Origin of the sequence: Vibrio penaeicida, from assembly GCF_019977755.1 — a bacterium.
In the GTDB taxonomy this organism is placed as follows: domain Bacteria; phylum Pseudomonadota; class Gammaproteobacteria; order Enterobacterales; family Vibrionaceae; genus Vibrio; species Vibrio penaeicida.
Map to the genome: position 1 here is coordinate 2663465 of NZ_AP025144.1, position 22235 is coordinate 2685699.

Annotated in this window: 16 protein-coding genes, 5 tRNA genes and 3 pseudogenes; 8 read left to right on the plus strand and 16 right to left on the minus strand. The window is 41.2% G+C overall.

Going from position 1 to position 22235, the window contains the following annotated elements:
* Position 1: 1 nt before the first annotated feature.
* From LDO37_RS11780 to LDO37_RS11790, 3 genes are read right to left on the minus strand one after another with little or no spacing between them, the layout of a single operon-like run.
* A complete protein-coding gene (locus LDO37_RS11780) occupies positions 2-973 on the minus strand; it encodes a creatininase family protein (protein ID WP_224055211.1) in 972 nt (323 codons plus the stop codon).
* Positions 957-3242 carry a PEP/pyruvate-binding domain-containing protein gene (locus LDO37_RS11785; protein ID WP_224056027.1) on the minus strand — a complete coding sequence of 762 codons (2286 nt, stop codon included), beginning with the start codon at positions 3240-3242 and terminating at the stop codon, positions 957-959. Before LDO37_RS11785 ends, LDO37_RS11780 begins: the two co-directional genes overlap by 17 nt.
* Positions 3236-4435: an ATP-grasp domain-containing protein gene (locus LDO37_RS11790; RefSeq protein WP_224055212.1), complete on the minus strand. Its 1200-nt coding sequence runs from the start codon at positions 4433-4435 to the stop codon at positions 3236-3238. Before LDO37_RS11790 ends, LDO37_RS11785 begins: the two co-directional genes overlap by 7 nt.
* A 607-nt stretch (positions 4436-5042) precedes the next feature.
* Here LDO37_RS11790 and LDO37_RS11795 point away from each other — a divergent pair.
* Both LDO37_RS11795 and LDO37_RS11800 read left to right on the plus strand, forming a co-directional pair.
* Positions 5043-5357, plus strand: a complete 315-nt coding sequence (locus tag LDO37_RS11795; protein ID WP_126610226.1) for an IS66 family transposase — start codon at positions 5043-5045, stop codon at positions 5355-5357.
* Positions 5358-5536: 179 nt separating this feature from the next.
* A complete protein-coding gene (locus tag LDO37_RS11800) occupies positions 5537-5746 on the plus strand; it encodes an IS66 family transposase (protein ID WP_126610227.1) in 210 nt (69 codons plus the stop codon).
* Here LDO37_RS11800 and LDO37_RS11805 read toward each other — a convergent pair.
* On the minus strand, positions 5743-6015 hold the full coding sequence (locus tag LDO37_RS11805; RefSeq protein ID WP_185829956.1) for a hypothetical protein: 273 nt from the start codon (positions 6013-6015) through the stop codon (positions 5743-5745). The two genes, LDO37_RS11800 and LDO37_RS11805, sit on opposite strands and share 4 nt — an antisense overlap.
* 176 nt (positions 6016-6191) lie before the next feature.
* Here LDO37_RS11805 and LDO37_RS11810 point away from each other — a divergent pair.
* Positions 6192-7309 (plus strand): annotated as a pseudogene (locus LDO37_RS11810) (IS3 family transposase).
* Between the two features lie 6 nt (positions 7310-7315).
* Here the strand turns inward: LDO37_RS11810 and LDO37_RS11815 are convergent.
* From LDO37_RS11815 to LDO37_RS11825, 3 genes and pseudogenes are all read right to left on the minus strand, one after another.
* Positions 7316-7441: pseudogene (locus LDO37_RS11815) on the minus strand (DUF1244 domain-containing protein); the annotation flags it as partial.
* 2 nt (positions 7442-7443) lie between these two features.
* Entirely contained in the window at positions 7444-10611 is a 3168-nt protein-coding gene (locus tag LDO37_RS11820) for a multidrug efflux RND transporter permease subunit (protein ID WP_126607237.1), read from the minus strand.
* Positions 10612-10613: 2 nt separating this feature from the next.
* Positions 10614-11696: an efflux RND transporter periplasmic adaptor subunit gene (locus LDO37_RS11825; RefSeq protein ID WP_126607236.1), complete on the minus strand. Its 1083-nt coding sequence runs from the start codon at positions 11694-11696 to the stop codon at positions 10614-10616.
* 274 nt (positions 11697-11970) lie between these two features.
* Here LDO37_RS11825 and LDO37_RS11830 point away from each other — a divergent pair.
* The 5 genes from LDO37_RS11830 (at position 11971) to LDO37_RS11850 (ending at position 12799) form a co-directional block, all read left to right on the plus strand.
* Positions 11971-12055: transfer RNA gene (locus LDO37_RS11830), tRNA-Tyr, on the plus strand.
* Between the two features lie 102 nt (positions 12056-12157).
* A tRNA-Tyr gene (locus LDO37_RS11835) sits at positions 12158-12242 on the plus strand.
* A 101-nt stretch (positions 12243-12343) separates the two neighbouring features.
* A tRNA-Tyr gene (locus tag LDO37_RS11840) sits at positions 12344-12428 on the plus strand.
* Between the two features lie 101 nt (positions 12429-12529).
* Positions 12530-12614 (plus strand) — tRNA-Tyr (locus LDO37_RS11845).
* 100 nt (positions 12615-12714) lie between these two features.
* Positions 12715-12799: transfer RNA gene (locus LDO37_RS11850), tRNA-Tyr, on the plus strand.
* A 54-nt stretch (positions 12800-12853) separates the two neighbouring features.
* Here the strand turns inward: LDO37_RS11850 and LDO37_RS11855 are convergent.
* The 9 genes and pseudogenes from LDO37_RS11855 to LDO37_RS11895 form a co-directional block, all read right to left on the minus strand.
* Positions 12854-13693: pseudogene (locus tag LDO37_RS11855) on the minus strand (IS3 family transposase); the annotation flags it as partial.
* Complete coding sequence (locus tag LDO37_RS11860; RefSeq protein ID WP_126607613.1) at positions 13693-14202, minus strand: helix-turn-helix domain-containing protein; 510 nt, start codon at positions 14200-14202, stop codon at positions 13693-13695. The gene LDO37_RS11860 and the pseudogene LDO37_RS11855, both read right to left, overlap by 1 nt.
* An 87-nt stretch (positions 14203-14289) precedes the next feature.
* Positions 14290-15228, minus strand: coding sequence for a glutathione S-transferase family protein (locus tag LDO37_RS11865; protein WP_126609018.1), 939 nt, complete (start codon positions 15226-15228; stop codon positions 14290-14292).
* 252 nt (positions 15229-15480) lie between these two features.
* A complete protein-coding gene (locus tag LDO37_RS11870) occupies positions 15481-15996 on the minus strand; it encodes a hypothetical protein (protein WP_126609019.1) in 516 nt (171 codons plus the stop codon).
* Between the two features lie 291 nt (positions 15997-16287).
* Positions 16288-17277 (minus strand): murein tripeptide/oligopeptide ABC transporter ATP binding protein OppF, encoded by a 990-nt coding sequence (gene oppF, locus LDO37_RS11875; RefSeq protein WP_284190143.1) that lies wholly within the window; start codon positions 17275-17277, stop codon positions 16288-16290.
* Positions 17274-18245, minus strand: a complete 972-nt coding sequence (gene oppD / locus LDO37_RS11880) for an ABC transporter ATP-binding protein (protein ID WP_233448342.1) — start codon at positions 18243-18245, stop codon at positions 17274-17276. The genes oppF and oppD overlap by 4 nt, the downstream gene beginning before the upstream one ends.
* Positions 18246-18301: 56 nt before the next feature.
* Positions 18302-19204, minus strand: a complete 903-nt coding sequence (oppC, locus tag LDO37_RS11885; RefSeq protein WP_126609180.1) for an oligopeptide ABC transporter permease OppC — start codon at positions 19202-19204, stop codon at positions 18302-18304.
* A gap of 14 nt (positions 19205-19218) precedes the next feature.
* Positions 19219-20139 carry an oligopeptide ABC transporter permease OppB gene (gene oppB / locus LDO37_RS11890; RefSeq protein WP_126609181.1) on the minus strand — a complete coding sequence of 307 codons (921 nt, stop codon included), beginning with the start codon at positions 20137-20139 and terminating at the stop codon, positions 19219-19221.
* Positions 20140-20229: 90 nt separating this feature from the next.
* Positions 20230-21861, minus strand: coding sequence for an ABC transporter substrate-binding protein (locus LDO37_RS11895; RefSeq protein WP_126609182.1), 1632 nt, complete (start codon positions 21859-21861; stop codon positions 20230-20232).
* Positions 21862-22235 lie beyond the last annotated feature (374 nt).

Sequence of the window (22235 nt, forward strand, 5' to 3'; positions counted from 1 at the left end):
GTTATAATCTTTTAGCTAAGCCACTAACCATAGTACGAAAATATTTTTCTCCCAGTAATTTTAAATCATACTCAACACAATTATTTTCTTCATACTTAAAAAGTGAGAAATCTCCAACGATGCCATTCCATTGCTTTCTTTTCACTGCTTTAGAAAACTCCGGAAGTTGAAGATTACTGATTGAGTATATGTACTCAGTACTTAGAGCATCAGTAAATAGCTGTTTATTAAACAGCTCATATCGAACTCTATTTCCTAGGTAAGCGCTTAGAGCTGTTTCAATCACACCAGCATGACAGTCTAAGTTAGTTTCTTCTAACTGGAGTAGTGGATAGAGTACGTTAACACTTCCGTTTTTATATTTGGAAAGTATATTATCCAAGACCGAATGGTGATTAGGAGCTAAGTGTGTTGATACTAAAACAATTTCACTAGCTCCAAGATTAAAAAGCCTGTCGATATATCGTTCTATATATTCATTAAGGAACGACTCACTAACAGAAAAACTTCCACCAAGTGCTAGCGCCCACCTCATACAACCAATATTTATTCCAGACAACTGAATTAAGCCCTTTATACCACATAGATATTTAATAATACCGTTCGAGATATTAATGTCTGTTCCAAGTGTTAGATGCGGACCATGTTGCTCTACAGGATCAACGTTAAATATCACTTTCTTGCCTTTTATTGAATTCAGTTGACTCTTATCATGATGCCAATTGAACTCAACATTTTTTAATGACTTCATGTGTGGTAATAACTGGCCGATTACCGTTTCTTTGTATTCCGTGTACATATTTTCTGACAAACATTCTTTTATAAGATTTGGTAATACCAAACCTTCGAAATGCAAACCATCAATAAAATTGTCATAAGACGTGGCATCTACAATTGGTTGGATAATACTTAGATCTACCACATTATTTATTTCATCTAACGTGAGATCTGTTATTTTATTTAGTGTGGACAATTGATATTTCCCCCGTGTTACCACATAACTTAATTAGGTCACCATCTTTGAAATTGGAGATAGCTTCTTTAACCCCTACCACACATGGTATCTCGTATTCTCTTGCCACCACTGCAGCATGGCTAGTCATGCCCCCTTCTTCCGTAATTATACCTGACACTTTGTCAAACAACGGGCAAAAATCAACGGAAGTCATATGGGAAACTATAATATCTCCACGCTTAACTTTATAAAAATCATTCTGATCATTAACGCATTTGACATTCGCGATTACAATTCCTCGACTTACAGGATAACCTTTTATTTTTTCGCCATTATGAGTTTCAACATCTTTAAATCCGCTTACAGATGGTATTACTTTAAGATCCAATTTGGAGAGTCGTTTCACTACTAGATCTTTGTTAAAATAGACAACAATTTCTTCATTATTTTCGCCATTTATAAGTTCAATATCACCTAAAATAACTTGATTCATTTGCTTGTACGATAGTCGGAAAAAATCTTTCCAAGTAGGAACCTTATATTCTAGGGCCAACTCTTTAAACGCCCGTTGTAATGCTAGAGAAGCAATGCAAAATGCTTCTTTTCTTCTTTCATTAAGAATAGTAAGCTTTTTAATGATCTCAGCTAGGGTTATTAACTCTTCATCATTAGACCATTCTCCCAACAATATTTGGTCGACTGAGTTTAAACTTAGCGGCTCCACTGTATCTATATTGTTGTAGATTTCAATTGCATCAATATTTGTCAACGGCCTTTCGCAAAAGTTCACGGAAATATGTTTGAATTTTTCGACCCAAATATCGATCTGTTCCGCTGGAAAAAAACTATCATTTACGTTTATTTTGGCTTTCAGCTTAATACTTTTGAGTTCCTCAATTGCCATTTCATACGGAGACTTATCTTCTATCTTAGACAATTTTCCAATGACAAGCTTTGCGGTTGACTCATTTATCATGTACTTATTAACCAACAAGTCATTCATGATTTTTTCAATACTCTGGCCTCCAATAATGGTGAGGCTCAATCCTGCAGCAAGTTCTCTATACGCATCGCAAAACTTCTTGAAGCTATCCGGTGTTAGTTTATTTCCCATGTTTTGGGAAGCGTTATTTAACACAGTAATCTTTTCAGAATAGGTACGAGAAATAAAAGAGAAACATTGATCACTCAAAACATTTCTTGTTACACTCTCACTATATTCCATCAACGACTTTTCTTCAGCATAAAGCTTAGTTTGCGTTCCTGAGGCTGTAATAGAGAGAAACCTTACGGGACTCACAATACCAAAGTCGACGGAGTGCATATAATGCCCTTCAATCATTAGGCTATTGTGGAATACAGACATATTCCTAGCGAGATGCAATTGCCAGCTTTCCTCATTGGTTTCAAATTTATTTGGTAGTTTATTAGAAATAGTGGTAATAGCCCGATTCTGTAGTAAATAAATCTTACCATTGTATACCGCCCATTCTACATCTCTCGCTATAGATGAAATTTCTTCGTGCTCAATGATACGAGAAATAAATATTGATGCTTCAGATTCAGAAACACCTAATACCTTACTAATCGATTCTATTCTATCCTTATCTGCTTTTTTAAATTTGAATACTTCTGGAGTAATATTTCCAGAGACTAGTTTTTCACCTAGACCTTCGCAGTATTCTATAATAATAGTTTCACTTTGCATGGTTTGAGGATCAGAGGTAAACAACACACCAGATATAGAAGCAGGAATCATCTCTTGTATTACGATGGCCATTTTAGGTGGAAATATTGTGTATCCATTTCTATGCGAATAATCTACAACTCGCTCACTAAATAGTGAGCTCCAACATGCTAATATACTATTTTCAATTCCATCGTCATCGATATCTAGATGGCTCTCAAACTGTCCAGCCCAGCTTTTATTACAACCATCTTCAATATCGGCGGAGGATCTAATTGCTAATTTTTTTATTCCATTATTTTTTTTAAAATTTACTATTTCAATCAATAACTCTCTGGGTATTCTTTCTGATTCTATTTTTGAACGCAATATAGGGAGTAGTCTATATGCTGAAGCTAAATCGTCCTCAAAAAGATATCGGTATAGTCTATCGACATCTTCATCAATATTTTTGCTTTTTAAAAACTCGTCGAAACTTTCCGTCGTAACTACAAGAGTCTTTGGGACATTGAAGCCAAAATCTAATGACTCTTTTAGTCCAGAAAACTTTCCACCAACGCTTCTCAAGGATGGAGATACTTCTTTGATATTAATTAACATACATCAATCCGGCTTAATAATATTTTTTCTTCTACTTTATTTATCCAATTGTCGAGTTGTGTCAGGTATCCTTCTTTCATTTCACCGGCCAGAAAACCAAGGGCATCACCACCATCAAAGGTTTCACCTGATGTCTTGTTTCTCTGTTTTGGCATACAATAAAGTGTAGAGACACTCATTAAGTTTTCTAGTTCCTTTCTGAGCTTATCGACATCAACAGACTCATAAATAACAAAACTAGCCATGTAATTGCTTTTCTTAGTAATTCCATCTTGCTTTAGTTTTGTATTCTCGTTGAATGCATTTAATATAGTTTCCGTCAACATATCGATACCTGTCGATAGTTTAACCAGTTGCCATATAAAGCCCCCTGCAGTTCTGTTATTAATTTCAATTAACTTAATCCCAGACTCGCTTAATCTAACTTCGATATGCATTGGGCCATGTTGGAAATCAATTTGGTTCAGAAGTCTTTTGCAAAATGATTCTAATCTAAAGTATTCATCCTGTGTCACATCAGGAGCAGGAAAAATATGCCTATCCTCAACAGGCATTCCTGAGTGAAGATAAGTTTTAGTTGCCCCCAAAAATATGTGGTTATTATTTAAGCTTAAGCACTCTAGGGTATATTCTCTCCCATCCAAATATTCCTCTAGAAGTCGGACATAAACTTTGGACACATGGGTAACTGCCCATGCTTTCTCAAGTTCACTTTCTGATTTACAAATAAATACGTTTTCACTCCTACATCCAGATGGGTCCTTTAATACGATTTTCCCTCCATTTTCGTAGAAAAAATCTAATGCATCTTCGTAATTTTCTGTTTGGATACTATTAATAGAGAATTCTGTTCCTGATAATCTTTCTCTCATTTGGATTTTATCTAAACACAAGGTATGTACATCATAATCCATTCCTGCTACGCCTAAATTTTTAGAGATATAAGCTGCAGTGTAAAGCCCTTCTTCAATGAATGAAAAAATGTAATCAATTGGGCTATCAGCGTGTAATTCTTTGGCAATAGCTAGTGCTTCTTCCGGTTCAAACTTGTCGACTGTATAAATTTTCTCACAAGCTTCCATATGTAGGTCATGGATCATGTGTTTTTCTTGAATCAAGGAAATTTTAGTATTGATGTTCTCAAAGGAATCAAACCTATTAAAATAACCACCTATAATTAATACATGCTTCATCTTTTCTTCCATAATAATTTCAAACTATATAGCAATAGCATCCTTCGACGTAATTAATACATGCACACTATCAGAATACATAACCACACAACCTACTGCTAATGCTTTATTTACAAAAACATCAACAAAGCAACACGAACGCAAACGGATATTAACAACTCATTTAAAAAACATCAATATACTCTACTTTATTTGGTTTAAACTTATAAAAAATATACATTCTCTTCTCAAAGTTGAGTATAAAGTAGTCATGCTTATCTAACCTATATTTCTATAAAGCCTTATTTGTACACATAACAACCAAATGTAAATGACACATATAATGACTATTCACGGCTCGATACATTACGGCGTTCTTGCCTAAATCAGTGAAACCTTTTTAAAGATCTACCATCTGAGCCTTTTTGATGAGTGGTGCATTGGTGACATGGGTGAATCAAAAAAGAAGATAACTAACTGGGTGCTTTACAATAAAGCTTTGTGGATAACTGGTTCGGCTACATTCTGAATAGGACAATCAGCCGTAGGTGCATGGCGATATAAAAAACTTCACATCAAGCGTATGTTATGTGTGATTCATAGAGATGGTTTCAAATAACTGGATATAGTGCCCGCCGAAATTTGTGTTCTGCAATACATGCAGAAAAAAGCGGCGTTCGATACTGAAGACGGTCAATCTATGGTAACGGCTCAGATGCCCAAGCATTCGCTGCCTGATTCACTGGGTAGTGTCAGCCCGATTGCTCATGTCATTACTTCCAAATATGTGGACGTTCTTCCGTTCTACCGAATCGAAAAGGTGTCCAGCCGTTACGGTGGCGATATCTCCAGAGCGACACCGTCCAACTATGTAATTAAATCAGCAAACGTACTTCAGCCTATGGTGAACCCACTCAAAGAAAAGCAGAACGAAGGCATTTAATTGCAATGGATTAAACCGGTATCCAGGTGCTGATAAAGCCCTGTAAAGCCGCAGCTTAAGATAAATATATTTGGGTATCAATGAGTTGGCCACCAGAGCAACGGAGCGTGTTGTTCTATTACGACCCATCCAGATCTGGAGAAGTGCCACTCGATTTACTCTAAGGTTTTAAAGGGTGTCTGAACACCAACGTCTATGGAGGGTATAACGCTGCCTGCAAAGAATATAAGCTTACACATGCTTACTGTATGGCTCATGCCCGCCGTAAATTTGTTGAAGCGCAGGATGCTCAGCCGAAAGGCAAAGTCAGCAAACCCGATATAGCTCTTCGGAACATTAATAAACTCTACAGTATTAAAGGGCAAATTTTACCCAAAAGCTTAATTTAGTAGGTAGGAGTAATAACCATATATTTAAGCTCATTTACAGTTGAACCTGTATTTCCCAGAAAATTGGGCTGAGTAGAGGCAAGGTTAACCGTAAATTGAATAAAATTTACGGTTGCATCAGGTGATTTATTGCTAGCGTTGGTATTATTCTTCAGCTTTTTCAGCTCTTCTGGATTGTTTTTCTCTAGCTCTTTCTCATCCATATGATTCGAGAGCCAAATGTGAACTTTTTGTGCATCGAGAACAAAAACACCAATAGCTAAACTCAATGCGAATATTATACTTAGGGACAACATTCTAGTCCTCTCATGATTTATGTAGACACGCTAGTTAGTACTAACAAACAACCCTATCAATTCATCAGTGGTAGTGTAATCATCCCCTAAACTAGGGACATTTAGAATTAGAGTTCTTCGGTTTAAACTAAACCAAATGGAGAACGCTGATGAAAAAGTCACGCTATACAGAAACGCAAATCGTCAAGATTCTGAAAGAAGTTGAAGCTGGCAGGTTGGTCAAAGAGGTCTGCCGAGAGTATGGCATCTCAGATGCCACTTACTACAACTGGAAGTCCAAGTACGGCGGCATGGAAGCCTCAGACATGAAGCGACTGAAGGAGCTTGAGGATGAAAACCAACGCCTGAAGCAAATGTTTGCTGAATTGAGCCTCGACCATAAAATCCTTAAGGATATCGTCGAAAAAAAGCTGTAAAGCCCACGATTCGGCGAGAGTGGGTGGATTACGTCAAGAATTGTCACTGTGTGAGTCTGCGTAGGGCTTTTCGTTTAGTCGGCATCAGTGACTCGGTCTATCGCTATCGACCAGATAAGCACGAGATACCCCTGTGATTGCCGCCTTGCAAGAAGCCGTTGAACGTTATCCTGCATATGGTTTTGGCATGTTATTCAAAGTGCTTAAACGATGGGGGTATCGCTGGAACCACAAACGAGTGCATCGACTCTACTGCGAACTGAAGTTGAATAAACGCCGTCGAGGAAAGAAGCGATTACCAACAAGAGAGCCCGCTTCTTTATGTGTGCCAGAAACGTTCAACCAATGCTGGTCAATGGATTTCATGAGCGATTCACTGATGTGTGGCAGACGCTTCAGGACGTTCAATGTTATCGATGACTTTAACCGTGAAGCGCTGGCCATTGAAATTGACTTGAACCTTCCCGCCCAAAGAGTTGTCCGCGTATTGGAGCGTATCGTCGCTTGGCGAGGTTATCCGAGTCCCGAGTCAGTTACGTATGGACAATGGTCCAGAGTTTATCTCAACGACTTTAGCTGAATGGGCGGAGCAACATGACATACAACTCGAGTTCGTACAACCAGGTAAGCCCACACAAAACTCGTTTGTTGAAAGGTTCAACCGGACGTATAGAGATGAAATACTCAACATGCATGTGTTTAGAACGTTAAAAGAGGCACGTGAGCTAACGGAAAGCTGGGTTCAAGAATACAACGATGAACGTCCCCACAGCTCGCTGGATGACCTGACCCCATGGGAATATCTCACTAAGTTGAAATTGCCGGAAGAGTCTAATTTAGGGTGCCACTAAAAAAGGGATGTTTACATCTACATCTTGCACGTCTTTATTATTGTCCAAGTGACTAAGTAGACGACGGAACACCGCTGCATCTAGCTTATCTTGTTCTTCTTGGCTTAAGTTCTTGTAATTAAAATCGACCATTGCTATTCCTTATTTGTGTTCAATTCGGGTTTTGGATTTAATGATTTCAAAGCGATCTCACCGTGAGATGAACGTGCTTTTACGTCTCTTGCTAGCTCAGCGTTTAACTTCGATTCTACATAGCCAGGTGAATGTGTACGAGCAGAGATCAATCGATACATCGCTGGAATCACAAACAGAGTAACCAATGTGGCAAACGCCATTCCAAAGAAAATTACCGTACCCACAGCCACTCGGCTTTCGTAGCCGGCTCCACTCGATAATATTAACGGGATAGAGCCAGAAAGCGTGGTGAACGCCGTCATTAGGATCGGGCGTAAACGTCTCGCTGCGGCATCGACTATCGCTTGCTCAAACTCAACACCTTTGTCTCTAAGTTGATTGGCAAATTCAACAATCAATATCCCATTTTTGGTTACCATGCCTATCAACATAATCATGCCAATTTGGCTGTAAATATTGAGCCCTTGTTCCATAAAGAATAGCCCTAAAAACCCACCAAGAACGCCCATTGGAACAGTAAACATGACAACGAGTGGGTTAATAAAACTCTCAAACTGTGCAGCTAACACCAGGTAAGCGACCAATAATGCCAAAGCAAAGACGATCAATACACTGGCTTGGTTTTCCTTGAATTCTTTCGACTCTCCAGAATACGTCACGCTGATATCACTTGGTAAGTTATCAATAGCGAGATTATCCAAATGATCCAACGCTTCCCCTAACGTTACCCCATCGTTAAGATTCGCACTGATAGTGATGGATTTTTGTTTATTGGTATGTGATAAACGAATGGATGAGCCGACTTCCTCTATCTTAGTGACTGCGTCTAAAGTCACCAGATCGCCGCTTCGTGTTCGCATGTAAATTTGGCTAAGATCCATTGCACTGTTGAAGTGGTTTTCATCGCCACGAAGATAAACATCGTACTCTTCCCCACGCTCAATAAACGTGGTTTCTGTTTTACCACCCAGCATCACCTCCAGCGTATTAGAGACGTCCGTTACTTTGATTCCTAATTCTGCTGCGCGCTGCTTATCGACACTCACAACCAATTCAGGCGTTTTTTCTGAGTAGTCTATTTCTGCTCCATTCATAAATGGGCTATCGTTGGCTTTGTCTTTTATTAGGTTCGCCCACTTTTGCAGTTCCTGGTAATCCGAGCCCCCAAGTACAAACTGAACTGGCTCACTTGATCCGCCCCTAAAGCCGGGCATCATTGGGAACACCCTAGCATCAGGAATATCTCCTAATGCTTTGCGAACCATTCCCAAAGCTTCCTGAGCCGTTTTGTCTCTAGTTTGCCAATCTTCTAAGATCATGATGACAAAACCAGTTTGGTCCCCCGCCCTGCCACCAAAAGCGGGCGATTGAACACTAAAAGATTTCAATACGCCTTGTCCTAGCAGTGGGAGTAAGCGTTGCTCCACAATGTCGATATTGGCATTCATTCGGTTATAACTGGTGCCATCAGCACCACGCACAAACGCAAATAGAACGCCTCTGTCTTCTTTTGGTGCCAATTGTGAAGGCACTTGCTCCATCAAATAAACGCTCCCTCCTATACACCCAAGAATAATTATGGGTGCAAACACTCGCCAAGCCACCGCCTTAGACAACGCTCGTCTGTAAATGCTTTCTAACTTGCCAAACATCGAATCAATGAACCGATTGAATCGGTTAGGCTTAACGTTGGCTTTGAGGATCTTACTGCCTAATACGGGCGTTAATGTAAGGGCAATCAAAGAGGAAAAAATGACGGACATTGCGAGTAAAACCGAAAACTCGGTGAACAATAAGCCAACCATTCCTTCCATAAATGAGATAGGCAAAAATACCATCACCAAAACTAGAGTGGTCGCGACAACAGCAAAGCCAACTTCTCTTGTGCCTTTATACGCCGCAAGTAACGGCGACTCTCCACGCTCAATATGGTGATAAATGTTTTCGACGACAACAATCGCATCATCCACAACCAAACCAATCGACAAGATCAACGCCATCAATGTGATCAGGTTGATTGAGAAGCCAAAGTAGTAAGCCGCTATAAATGATGAAATAAGCGATACAGGCACGGTAACCGCTGGAATTAATGTTGCCCTAACTTGACCAATGAATATGTACAGAACGAGAACAACTAAACCGCCCGTTATAAAGAGTGTGTTATACACCTCGGAGATTGAGCGATCGATAAAGACCGTCGAGTCATAATCGATAGCCAGTCGTGTTCCCTTAGGAAGAAACTTTTGGATCTGCTCAACTTCTTGGTGAACGGCTTTTGCTACCTGAAGCGGGTTGGCGTCCGATTGGGGCACAATGCCCAAACTAACGTTGACGACACCGTCGCTTTTAAACGTCGAGTTTTCGTTTTGTGCACCAATGAATACGTCAGCAACATCTTTGAGATAGACCGGTGTCCCATCGCTGGCTTGTTTTACGACTAAGTAGTCAAAATCTTCTGGGGTGTTATATAGACGAGCGGTACGTACCGACATAACCATTGTGTCGTTTCGCACTTCACCGCCTGGATTCTCCACATTTTCGCTACGCAAAGCGCTCGTGATGTCGGTTGTTGTTACCCCTCTTCCTGCCATTAATGCAGGCTTCAGCTTCACATACATGACTTTATAGAGACCACCGGAGATATTGACGGAACTCACCCCGGAAATCAGTGAAAACCGATCCACCAATACGCGTTCGGTGTAATCGGTCAATTGTGTTCTATCGAGTTCGGAAGAACTTAAGTTTATGTATACCGAAGCTTCCCCACTGCCATTGTCTTTATAAACAATCGGATCATTCGCTTCGTCCGGTAGTCGACGTTGTGCGCGAGCGACGGCATCTCGCACATCACTAGCGCCAGTATTTAAGTCGTAACCGAGCTCAAATTTGATAGAGATCCGTGAAAAACCATTTCGAGAAACTGAGGTAATTTCGTCAATACCGCTAATGCCAGAAAGTTGGTCTTCCAATACAGACGTAACTTGGCTTTCCATGATCGTAGCCGAAGCGCCATCATAACGAGTACTGACAGTAACGATGGGGCTTTCAATGTCGGGCATTTCACGAACAGCAAGCTTTGAAAAGGACACCAAACCAAACACACAGAGCAGTAAACTCAGGACAATGGCAACAACAGGGCGCTTTACAGAAACATCAGATAACCACATGGTTATTGCTCCTTCTGCGACGCATTCTTGTCTGCGTTACCTTTGCTCTGTCCTTTCGAAGCGTTAACCTCGCGAACTTTTGCACCGTCACGCATGTTTACGACTCCTTGAGTTACGATTTTCTGACCAATGTCTAAGCCTTTCTCTACCACAACTTGGTTATCGATACGTGCACCAAGCAGAATTTCCGTTTTGTGCGCCTGATTGTTTTCATCAATGACGAAAACAAAGCGTTTTGTGCCCGAGTATTGAAGTGCTTGAACCGGGATGATTGGTGCATTTAATGAAGGAAAATCAAGCGTCGCAGCCATCAGCATTCCCGGCTTGAGTTGCTTGTTAGGGTTATTGAAATGCACTCGCACTCTCAGGTTCAACGTATTAGGATTTATACGTGGATCGATAGCGACCACTTTGCCTTGAAACGCGGTATTTCCCCATGCTTGGCTTTCAGCGATAACCGACATGCCAACAGATAATTGGGCTAGGTAGCGCTCCGGTACCTGCAGATCCAATTCCATCAACGTTAGGTTATCTAGCGTAAGTAATTGCTCACCAATACTGACTAATTTACCTCGGCTAAAATCAACAAATCCGACAGTGCCAGAAAATGGTGCATCTATATGTAAGTCATTTAAACTCGCTTTTGCGACAGCTAAACGCGCCTTCGCGATTTCTACTGCCGCTTTTTGCCCATCAATTTCCGTTTGAGTAATAGCGCCTTTTTTTAAGAGCCGTTGGTACTCTTTTAAAATCCTCTGCTGGTCAGATAAATACGCAGTAGCTTCAGCCGCAGATGCTTTCGCTTTATCATCACTCAGTTTTACCAACAACTGACCTTTCTTTACGTCCTGATTCGACTGAATCAATATACTGTCGACCTTGCCTGCCGCTTCTGGGGCAATCACAACGCTCTCACTCGCTTCCAGCTTTCCAATCAAAGAGAGCGACTGTGAAATCTCGTGCGTTGCCACTTCCGAAGTAACAACAGCGATTGATCTGTCACCGCTAGGACCTTTTGCAGATACTACTGGGCTGATAAAGATAAAAGTGAATAAAAGAGCAGGAATTATCGATTTAGTTTTCATAGGGAAAGCTCGAAGTTTGTATAAATGCAATTCTATCAAGTGATACGGCTTTGAGCGTAAAGGAATGTAAAGTTTGCGAATTAATGGGTAAGTAACCCGTTGCTACGCATAAAATTAATACAAAACGCCCAATTTTTGTTGCTCTTGCCCAAAAAGTCAGCATTCACGCCAAATATCTAAGAAATCTCTTTACAGCATAATCGAGTTTGCTATCATGCGCTCCGCACTTGGTTACTGAGTTGGGAAAACGGTAGCTAAGTATAAAAAGCACCCTGGAGGGGTTCCCGAGTGGCCAAAGGGAGCAGACTGTAAATCTGCCGGCACTGCCTTCGATGGTTCGAATCCGTCCCCCTCCACCATATTTAATTCTGCTGTTTATTCCTTTTAAACATCAGACAGCTTGATAGATGCGTTGGGAAATCATCTTTTAAGTTTGCTCTTAGAAGCATAAAAAACACCCTGGAGGGGTTCCCGAGTGGCCAAAGGGAGCAGACTGTAAATCTGCCGGCACTGCCTTCGATGGTTCGAATCCGTCCCCCTCCACCATATTTAATCTGCTGTTTATTCCTTTTAAACATCAGACAGCTTGATTGATGCGTTGGGAAATCATCTTTTAAGTTTGCTCTTTGAAGCATAAAAAACACCCTGGAGGGGTTCCCGAGTGGCCAAAGGGAGCAGACTGTAAATCTGCCGGCACTGCCTTCGATGGTTCGAATCCGTCCCCCTCCACCATATTTAATCTGTTGTTTATTCCTTTTAAACATCAGACAGCTTGATCGATGTGTTGGGAAATCATCTTTTAAGTTTGCTCTTTGAAGCATAAAAAACACCCTGGAGGGGTTCCCGAGTGGCCAAAGGGAGCAGACTGTAAATCTGCCGGCACTGCCTTCGATGGTTCGAATCCGTCCCCCTCCACCATATTTAATCTGTTGTTTATTCCTTTTAAACATCAGACAACTTGATTGATGTGTTGGGAAATCATCTTTCAAGCTTGCTCTTCGAAGCATAAAAACACCCTGGAGGGGTTCCCGAGTGGCCAAAGGGAGCAGACTGTAAATCTGCCGGCACTGCCTTCGATGGTTCGAATCCGTCCCCCTCCACCATATAAAATAAAAAACCAGCTCATTGAAGTGACCCCATAAAGTTGGACATTTCTGTTAAGCGGCTTTTAAGGCCTGATTTCGATATTCCGTCGGAGTCCGGCCTTTTAGTTTCACCTTGATGCGTTTCGTATTGTAATACTCGATGTATTCGTCAATATGTGCGATTAAGTCATCGGCATCTTCAAAGTGCTGATTATGGTACATTTCTGTTTTCAGTAAGGCAAAGAAGTTCTCTGCTACTGCGTTATCTAAGCAGTTTCCTTTTCGTGACATACTTTGAGTTAATCCCCGTTCAGCGAGAGTTTGCTGATACTTCCTATGCCTATATTGCCAACCTTGATCGCTATGCACTATGGGCTTAGCGTCTTTAGCTAAGGTCGCAACCGCCTCAGTCAGCATGTCAGTAACCAGAGGTAAACACGCATTTTTAGCAACCCTGTAAGCGACAACTTCTTGAGTAAACAGATCAACAATTGGTGATAGATACACCTTTTGTTGTTGAACTTTAAACTCAGTGACATCAGTTACCCATTTTTCATCAGGCTTCGTTGCATTGAAGTCCCGTTCAAGTACATTTGGAGCGGTTGTCCCAGCATCTCCTTTGTAAGAGCTGTACCGCTTAGGTCTGACCGTTGATTTCAAGCCTAGTAACCCCATTAGACGTTGAACTGTCTTATGGTTAAGCATGACGCCCTGTCTCCTTAACTCTAAATGAATACGACGATAGCCATATCTCCCTTTATGGTCATGATATATTTTCTCAATTAACCGTTTTTCATCTTGATAGCTTTCGATGGCGTTGTTCGACTGCGCATGATAATAGAAGCTACTTCTTGCTAACTTAAGAGCATGCAAGAGATGTTGCTGTAGATATCGATTTTTAAGAGCTAGAACTACTTTCGTTTTTTCTTTGTTCGACGATGTTTCTCCTGTTCCAGCTCCTCTAACTTTTTTAGGACAGCATTCTCTGCTCGCAAGTACGCTAACTCCTCTTTGAGCTCTTCCAGTGTTTTCTCGTCATCGCTCTTGTTTTGAATAAAAGGGTGCCTACTCATTACGGGTCGTCCTCTGCTACGTTCAAGCCCCTGAAAGCCATCTCTTTCGTACTGTTTGAGCCAAACAGCGATTGTGCCAGGGGAAGAAAAGTTTAAAACCGCACTAGTGTGACTGATAGACCAACCATTCGTCCACATATGAGTTAAAGCTTGCAGTTTAGTTTGCGCATTTTTTGCAAAACTATGAGGCATAAATGCCTGAGAGCCATGAATATCGAATACTTGTGCCCAGTAACGTATTTGACGCGATGGTATGGAATGAAGGCGAGAAAGCTCCTGAGATGAGCTTTCGCCTTGTAGGTATTGTTTCGCTATTGAGCATTTCAATGCTCGGTTGTATTTGGACATAAAAAGACCCCCAATAATTGGTGTCCAACTATTGGGGGTCAGTTCACATTGAGCTGGTTTTTTATTACCTGAATCTTGAGTATTTCTCTAATCTCTGCCGTGAGGACTATCCAAATCCAACGCAGGTCCTTTTGGCACCACTTGAGTTGGGTTAATCCCGGTATGGCTGAAGTAATAATGCCTTTTTATGTGTTCAAAATTAGTGGTTTCTTTAACACCGTCAACTTGATACAGCTCTTTCAAATACCCTTGAATATTTGGGTAATCCGCGATGCGTTTCTTATTACATTTGAAATGCCCTACGTATACCGCATCGAAACGAACCAGTGTGGTAAACAAGCGCCAGTCAGCTTCTGTAATCTGAGAACCCGCTAAATAGCGTTGAGAGGCTAACTGCTCTTCAACAGTATCCAACGCATCAAATAGCTGATCATACGCTTCTTCATAAGCTTCTTGCGTTGTTGCAAAGCCACAGCGATAAACACCATTGTTGATGTTTGGATAAACAAATTCATTCCACTTCTCTATTTCTTTACGAAGTGACTCAGGGTAATAGTCGTCATTATTGCCTGTTAGCGTATTAAACTCGCTGTTAAACATTCTGATAATTTCAGAAGATTCATTGCTAACAATGGTTTTGGTTTTCTTATCCCAAAGCACAGGGACAGTCACTCTTCCCGTGTAGTCAGTTTTAGCTTGCGTGTACACTTGATGCATTCGAGTAAAACCGAACAATTCTTCTGGCTGATCAAACTGCCAACCTTCAGAGAGCATATCTGCACTCACTACGGATACCGAGATGTGTTCCTCTAACCCTTTAAGCTTTCGAAAAACTAACGTTCGATGCGCCCAAGGACAAGCTAACGAGACGTATAGGTGATAACGTCCCGACTCGGGCTGAAATTCAGCATTTGGTTTGTCTTCGATCCAATGGCGAAAACCGGCATCTTCTCGAACAAACTTTCCATTACTTGCTTTTGTGTCATACCAAACATCATGCCAAACGCCTTCAACTAACTTACCCATGTTTTTGTCCTTCTCTGACGGTTTTCTTTTTTTGAACATAGTCAACTCGACACAAAAGTCATTTATCTAAAACTTTAGGGTCTGGTTGATATAGGGTTAGTCTACAAATGTATGATAAAGAAACGACTACTTTATACCGTTCAACTTCATCGAAATATTTGAATAAGCAGCCGTACAGCTTCAAAAATAGGGACGAAAAATAAAGGCTGACAAGAAGTCAGCCCTTAGATATTTTGTTGACCGAAGATACATTTAATCAGGGATTGGAGAGCCAATACTCGAGCAATCGGCAATAAATTCGGCTTTAGGGTGGCGATTCAAAATGTCTTCAACTCGGTGCGCTTGATCGCGCTCAACATCGATGACAATAACCACTTCGCCATCATCGAGGTGTTGATTAAACAAACTCATAAAGTAATTGTCGAACGAACCACCAGTCATCTTCACAATCACTGTTGTTGTTAAGGCAATAATGCAAATCAAAGCAAACGGAACAAAACTGGAAGAAGCAAATAAGTTAGTGAAGAACGTTAGAAAAAGAATAAGAACGCCAGCAGCGACCGCTCCGGCTATCAAGGCCTTTTGTGTGCCTGAAATGATATGAGCCGTCTCAAGGGATGCACCACCATGCAAGTGATGAGTGTTAATCCCATTATCATCTCGACTTAATACATAGAAATGGTGATCATCAATTCCATTTGCGTGTACTTCATCAGAGATTTCTTCTGCATCGTCTAAATCTTTAGTGATGTAATACAGTCTTTTCATATGAGCCTCCAGCGCACTGAATAAAGCGTATTCATGCTTAACTAATAGTACATTCTTACTCTCAAATAAACTTTTGTAAAACATTTTATTTACATCTTGTTTACATTTAAATGTTAATACAACGAATAATACGTAATTTTTTAGTGTGGAATACACGCTTTGAGATTGAAATATCGGACAAATTTAGGCTGTAAGAAGACGAAGAGTTGGATAAAAAGAAGGCTAATATTTTTTATACAAAAAAAGCGCGGTCCAAAAAGGCACCGCGCTTAAGCCTGTCACAGGCTGAATTTAGTTAACCATGAAACAAGAAACGGCATGTACGTCGTCTCCCGTAATTTCAGGCTTTTTCTGCGAACATGCTTCAGTCGCTTCAGGGCAACGAGTACGGAATACACAACCTGAAGGTGGGTTCATTGGAGAAGGAAGATCGCCCTCAAGCATATCTATCTTCTTCTCTCGTTCGAGCTCTGGATCAGGGATAGGTACCGCAGACATCAGTGCACGCGTATATGGATGCTTTGGTTCTGCAAACAACGCTTTAGATTCACCAAGCTCAACGGCATTACCCAAGTACATAACCAACACACGGTCGGAAATGTGCTTAACAACAGAAAGGTCGTGAGCAATAAAAACCAAACTTAATCCAAGCTCTTTCTGAAGTTCTTTCAACAAGTTAACAACCTGTGCCTGAATGGAAACATCGAGTGCTGATACAGGCTCATCACAAATGATCATTCTAGGGCGAAGAATTAGAGCACGAGCAATACCAATTCGCTGACATTGACCGCCGGAAAATTCATGCGGGTAGCGGTTGATTACGTTCGGTAGCAGACCCACTTTCGTCATCATTTCGCGAACACGTTCTTTGACTTCATTCGCTGATAGCTCTGGATAAAATGTTTCCAGTGGCTCTGCAATGATGTCTCCGATTGTCATACGCGGGTTCAATGAAGCCAAAGGATCTTGGAATATCATTTGGATTTCTTTACGCGTATTACGTCGCTGAACGTTTTGCATTTTGGTTAAGTCTTGCCCTAACCATACCACCTCACCCTCGGTCGCTTCGACTAAGCCTATCACGGCACGAGCAAAGGTGGATTTACCACAACCAGATTCCCCAACCACACCGAGCGTTTCACCTTCATAAAGGCGAATGTTAACGCCATCAACGGCTTTCAGAGGCGTCGGTTTTGTCCAAGGCCACGCAGATTTAGGGGCTATGCTAAAGTGTACTTTTAAATCTTTAACATCAAGCAATAGCTTTTTTTCATCACTCATCGCTTCCAAGCCTCCCAATCAGAAAAACATGCTCTTTGACGTCCGTCGCCAAAGTTAACCAGCTCAGGTGCATCAGTCATACACTTATCTGTCACGCGATGACAGCGCTCTTGGTATGGGCAGCCTGGAGGCAAGCGAAGCAAGTTAGGTGGGTTTCCTGGAATCGTTGGCAAAATTTCGCCTTCGGTATCCAAACGCGGAATGGCTTTTAACAAGCCTTCAGCATAAGGATGACTAGGATTGTAAAAGATTTCATTTACTGAACCGTACTCCATAGTACGACCCGCATACATGACAAGAACTTTGTCGCACGAACCCGCTACTACGCCCAAATCATGAGTAATCATAATGATCGCGGTGTTGAACTCGCTCTTAAGCTCATTCAATAGGTCCATGATTTGAGCCTGAACCGTTACATCTAATGCTGTCGTAGGTTCATCTGCAATCAATAGTTTCGGACGACACAATAGCGCCATTGCGATCATAACGCGCTGTCGCATACCGCCCGAAAACTCATGTGGGTACATGGTGATACGCTTACGAGCTTCAGGGATTTTAACGGCTTCTAACATACGAACAGACTCTTCGAATGCTTCCGCTTTACCCATGCCCTTGTGCAGCATCAACACTTCCATCAACTGATCGCTGACTTTCATATATGGATTGAGTGATGTCATAGGGTCTTGAAAGATCATCGCTATCTGTTCTGCTCGAACGCGATTAAGTTCGCTTTCAGGCAAATTCAGAATTTCGCGACCTTCAAATTTTGCACTACCAGAAATAATGCCGTTTTTAGCAAGAAGCCCCATGATGGCGAATACAGTTTGGGATTTACCCGAGCCAGACTCGCCTACGATACCAAGGGTTTCCCCTTGGCTCAGAGTAAAATTAAGATCATTGACTGCGGTGACGATACCATCTTGCGTGGTAAATTCGACTCGCAGATCTTTAACATCTAACAAGCTCATCATTGCTTTCCTGTGTAATTTTTTAATTGCTCTAAAAGGATCCGATAATTATTTTTTTATCTATCTTTTGGATCCAGTGCGTCACGCAGGCCGTCACCGACATAGTTGAAGCAGAATAGGGTCACAACCATAAATGCGGCTGGAAAACCAAGCTGCCAAATAGCAATCTCCATCGTTTGTGAACCTTCCTGAAGCAATGCGCCCCAACTCGTCATTGGTTCTTGAGTACCTAAACCTAGGAATGAGAGGAATGACTCCGTCAAAATCATACTAGGAATCAATAAAGTTGAATAAACGGCAACAATACCTAATACGTTTGGAACAATATGGCGAGTAATGATCTTCCAGTTACTCACACCACAAACATGTGCCGCTTCGATAAACTCTTTGTTGCGCAAACTTAAAGTTTGACCGCGTACTATACGTGCCATATCTAACCAAGCAATTGCACCAATAGCTACGAAAATCAGAAAGATATTACGTCCGAAAAAGGTCACTAGAACGATAACCAAGAACATGAATGGTACTGCATACAGAATTTCTAGGATACGCATCATGATACGGTCAGTTTTACCACCGATGAAACCTGATGCTGCCCCATAAATGGTACCAATAAGAACGGCTACAATCGCTCCCATTACACCCACCATCAGTGAGATACGACCACCAATAAGAGTTCGAACATACAGATCGCGTCCTAAGCTGTCAGTACCAAACCAGTGTTCCGCATTTGGACCAACGTGCATCGCATACCAATCGGTATCGTCGTAGGCGTACGGCGCAATCATTGGCAAGAAGATTACAGCTAAAGTCATAACAAACAAAATGGCTAAACTCACCATCGCCGCTTTATTCCGTAAAAAACGGATTCGCGCATCTTGCCAAAGGCTGCGACCTTCAATTTCTAAATTTTCTGCAAACTTTTCTACCGCGTCGCGGTTTTCTTTTTTCGTCAACATAACCTATACCTCTGTTAGTAACGAATTTTCGGGTCAATGGCAGCCAGCAAAATATCAACGATGGCATTAAATACAATAAACAGCAGACCAATCAAAATAGTGATACCTAACACCAGCGAGTAGTCACGGTTAAAAGCGGCGTTTACGAACAACTTACCAATTCCAGGGAGACCAAAGATAGTTTCTACAACAACCGACCCTGTAATTATCCCTACGAATGCAGGGCCCATATAAGACACTACAGGCAACAATGCTGGCTTTAATGCATGCTTAATGATGATGTAACGATAGCTTAATCCCTTTGCTCGAGCTGTTCGGATAAAGTTACTGTTCAATGTTTCAATCATTGAACCGCGTGTAATGCGGGCAAACGTTGCGACATAGAGTAATGACATTGCTATAACAGGTAGCACCATATACTTCCATGCTCCACCATTCCATCCACCAGCAGGAAAGATGTCGAGATGTATTGCAAAGATATAAATCAACGCAGGAGCTAGAACAAACGAGGGTAAAACCACCCCAAGCATGGCGGTTGACATTATCGAGTAGTCAATCCATGTATTCTGTTTGAGCGCAGCTACAGTGCCAACAGATACCCCCATGATGACTGTAAAAATAAAGGCTACTGCTCCCACTTTTGCGGAAACAGGTAAAGCTTGTTCCACTAGTTCATTTACAGTTAAATCTTTAAATTTGAATGACGGACCAAAATCGCCAGTCAGTATATTACCCAAGTACGTAAAATACTGTTCATGAACAGGTTTATCTAATCCATATTTAGCATTGATGTTTTCCATCACTTCCGGCGGAATACCACGTTCTGTGGAAAATGGGTTGCCGGGAGCAAATCGCATGAGGAAAAACGAAACTGTGATAAGCACCAATAGCGTTGGAATCGCTTCTACTGCTCGTTTTAAAATGAACTTAAACATATATTGTTCTCTTCAGTCTGTGACGTTAAGACAAAAGAAGACTGCACGAACGAATCCGTGCAGTAATTTTTTACTTATATTTATAAATTGTTATTTCGCTTTAAGATATAGATCTTTTGTGTAGATCATTTCTTCAGCATTTTCGAATGGGAAACCACCAACCTGTGGATTGAGTAGCCTAGGCTTGGTGTAGAAGAAAATTGGCGCGATTGGCATTTCATCTGCAAGCAAAAACTCTGCTTTGTGATAAATTGCTTCACGCTCTTCATCACTAACCGCCAAAAATGCTTCATCAAGCAACTTATCAAATTCCTTGCTTTGGAAATCCTGATAGTTGTAACTAGCAGTTGAGCGCATTGTTGATAGGAAGGTAGACGCTTCATTGTAATCGCCACACCAACCTGCACGACGAACTTCAAAATTATGTTGCTCAGAGTTGTCTACGTACGTTTTCCATTCTTGGTTTTCTATGGAAATGTTAACACCCAACGACTTTTTCCACATAGATTGAACCGCTGCTGCAGTTTTTTTGTGGTTTTCGTTAGTGTTGTACAGAAGGTTGACTTTCAGAGGGTTCGCTTTGTTATAGCCCGCTTCCGCTAATAATGCTTTCGCTTTTTCCACACGCTCTTTTTGCGTCCAAGTCGCGTACTCTGGGGTGATTTGAGTAAAGTCAGCAGTGATTGGTGGAGTGAAAGCATAAGCTGGTTGCTGACCCTGCCCCCAAATTGCTTTAGTAATTACATCACGATCAATTGCATAACTAAGTGCTTTACGGACTCGCTTGTCATCAAATGGAGGTTGTTGGTTATTGAAACCATAGTAGTAGGTACAGAATAGTGGCGAAATTAGAACAGATTCTGGGTATTCTTTCTCTAAGCGTTTAAATTGCTCATTAGGAACTGAATCAGATATATGTAGCTCACCCGACAAAAAGCGGTTCATTTCTGCTACTTGGCTTTCAATCGGCATGAAGCTTACTTTATTGACAACTGTTTTTGAATTGTCCCAGTAAGTTTCACTACGAGTCAGAACCGTTTTCTCGTTAATTACACGCTGTGATAAAACATACGCACCATTACCAACGAAGTTCTCTGGCTTCGTCCAAGCATCGCCAAACTTCTCTACAGTTGCTTTATGAACAGGTTTAACTGAGGTATGACCAAGCATTTTCAGGAAGTATGGAATTGGTGCTTTAAGGGAAACTTTCAGAGTGAAGTCATCAATAGCTTTAACACCTAGTTCATGTGATTTTACTGTGCCCTCTACAATTTCCTTTGCGTTGACTACACCGGCATCACCTAGATAAGTTGCGTACGGTGAAGCTGTTGCAGGGTCAACAAGGCGCTGAAAACTGAATACAAAATCATGAGCAGTAATTTTATCGCCATTAGACCACTTAGCGTCCTTACGTAGCTTAAATGTGTAATGTTGATTATCTGAGGTTTCCCACGATTCTGCGACACCAGGAACTAAAGAGCCGTTAGCGTCTTGGTTTAACAAACCTTCAAACAGGTCTCGAATAACATGCGATTCAGGTACACCTGATACTTTATGTGGATCAACAGACTCAATTTCTGCACCGTTACCACGAACCAGTTCCTGAACCTTCGCTAATTTTGTGCCTGCTGGAACATCAGCAGCAAGAGAGGAGAACGAAGTGGCAGCCACTGCCATACCAGCACCTAGAAGAAGTGCTTGAGTGATTTTGTTCTTATACATGCATTAAACTCCAAGTTTTTTTGATTGCATCCATGACGTCTTCTTTAGTTGCCAGAACGGAGGGCATTTAGAAAAATTTAGCGCGAAAAAGCGTACAGCGTTTTCTAAACCTAAAGAAGATTGCGCAACACACTACCAATCATTGAAGTAATTTGCCATAAAAATGTAGTAAAAAACCGTTTAATTTTTGGGATTACAGCATTTTTCAGACAATTACTCTGATAATTTTAAAAATAGTGGTTCAAACACACTTAGATAGCGCCTGAGCCAAACATAGAAACCAACATGTTCTAAAAATAATCAATATTGCAGAATCTTATACTATATTTGAACAAATATTTTAACACTATATACAAATCAAGTCGATTGGCACC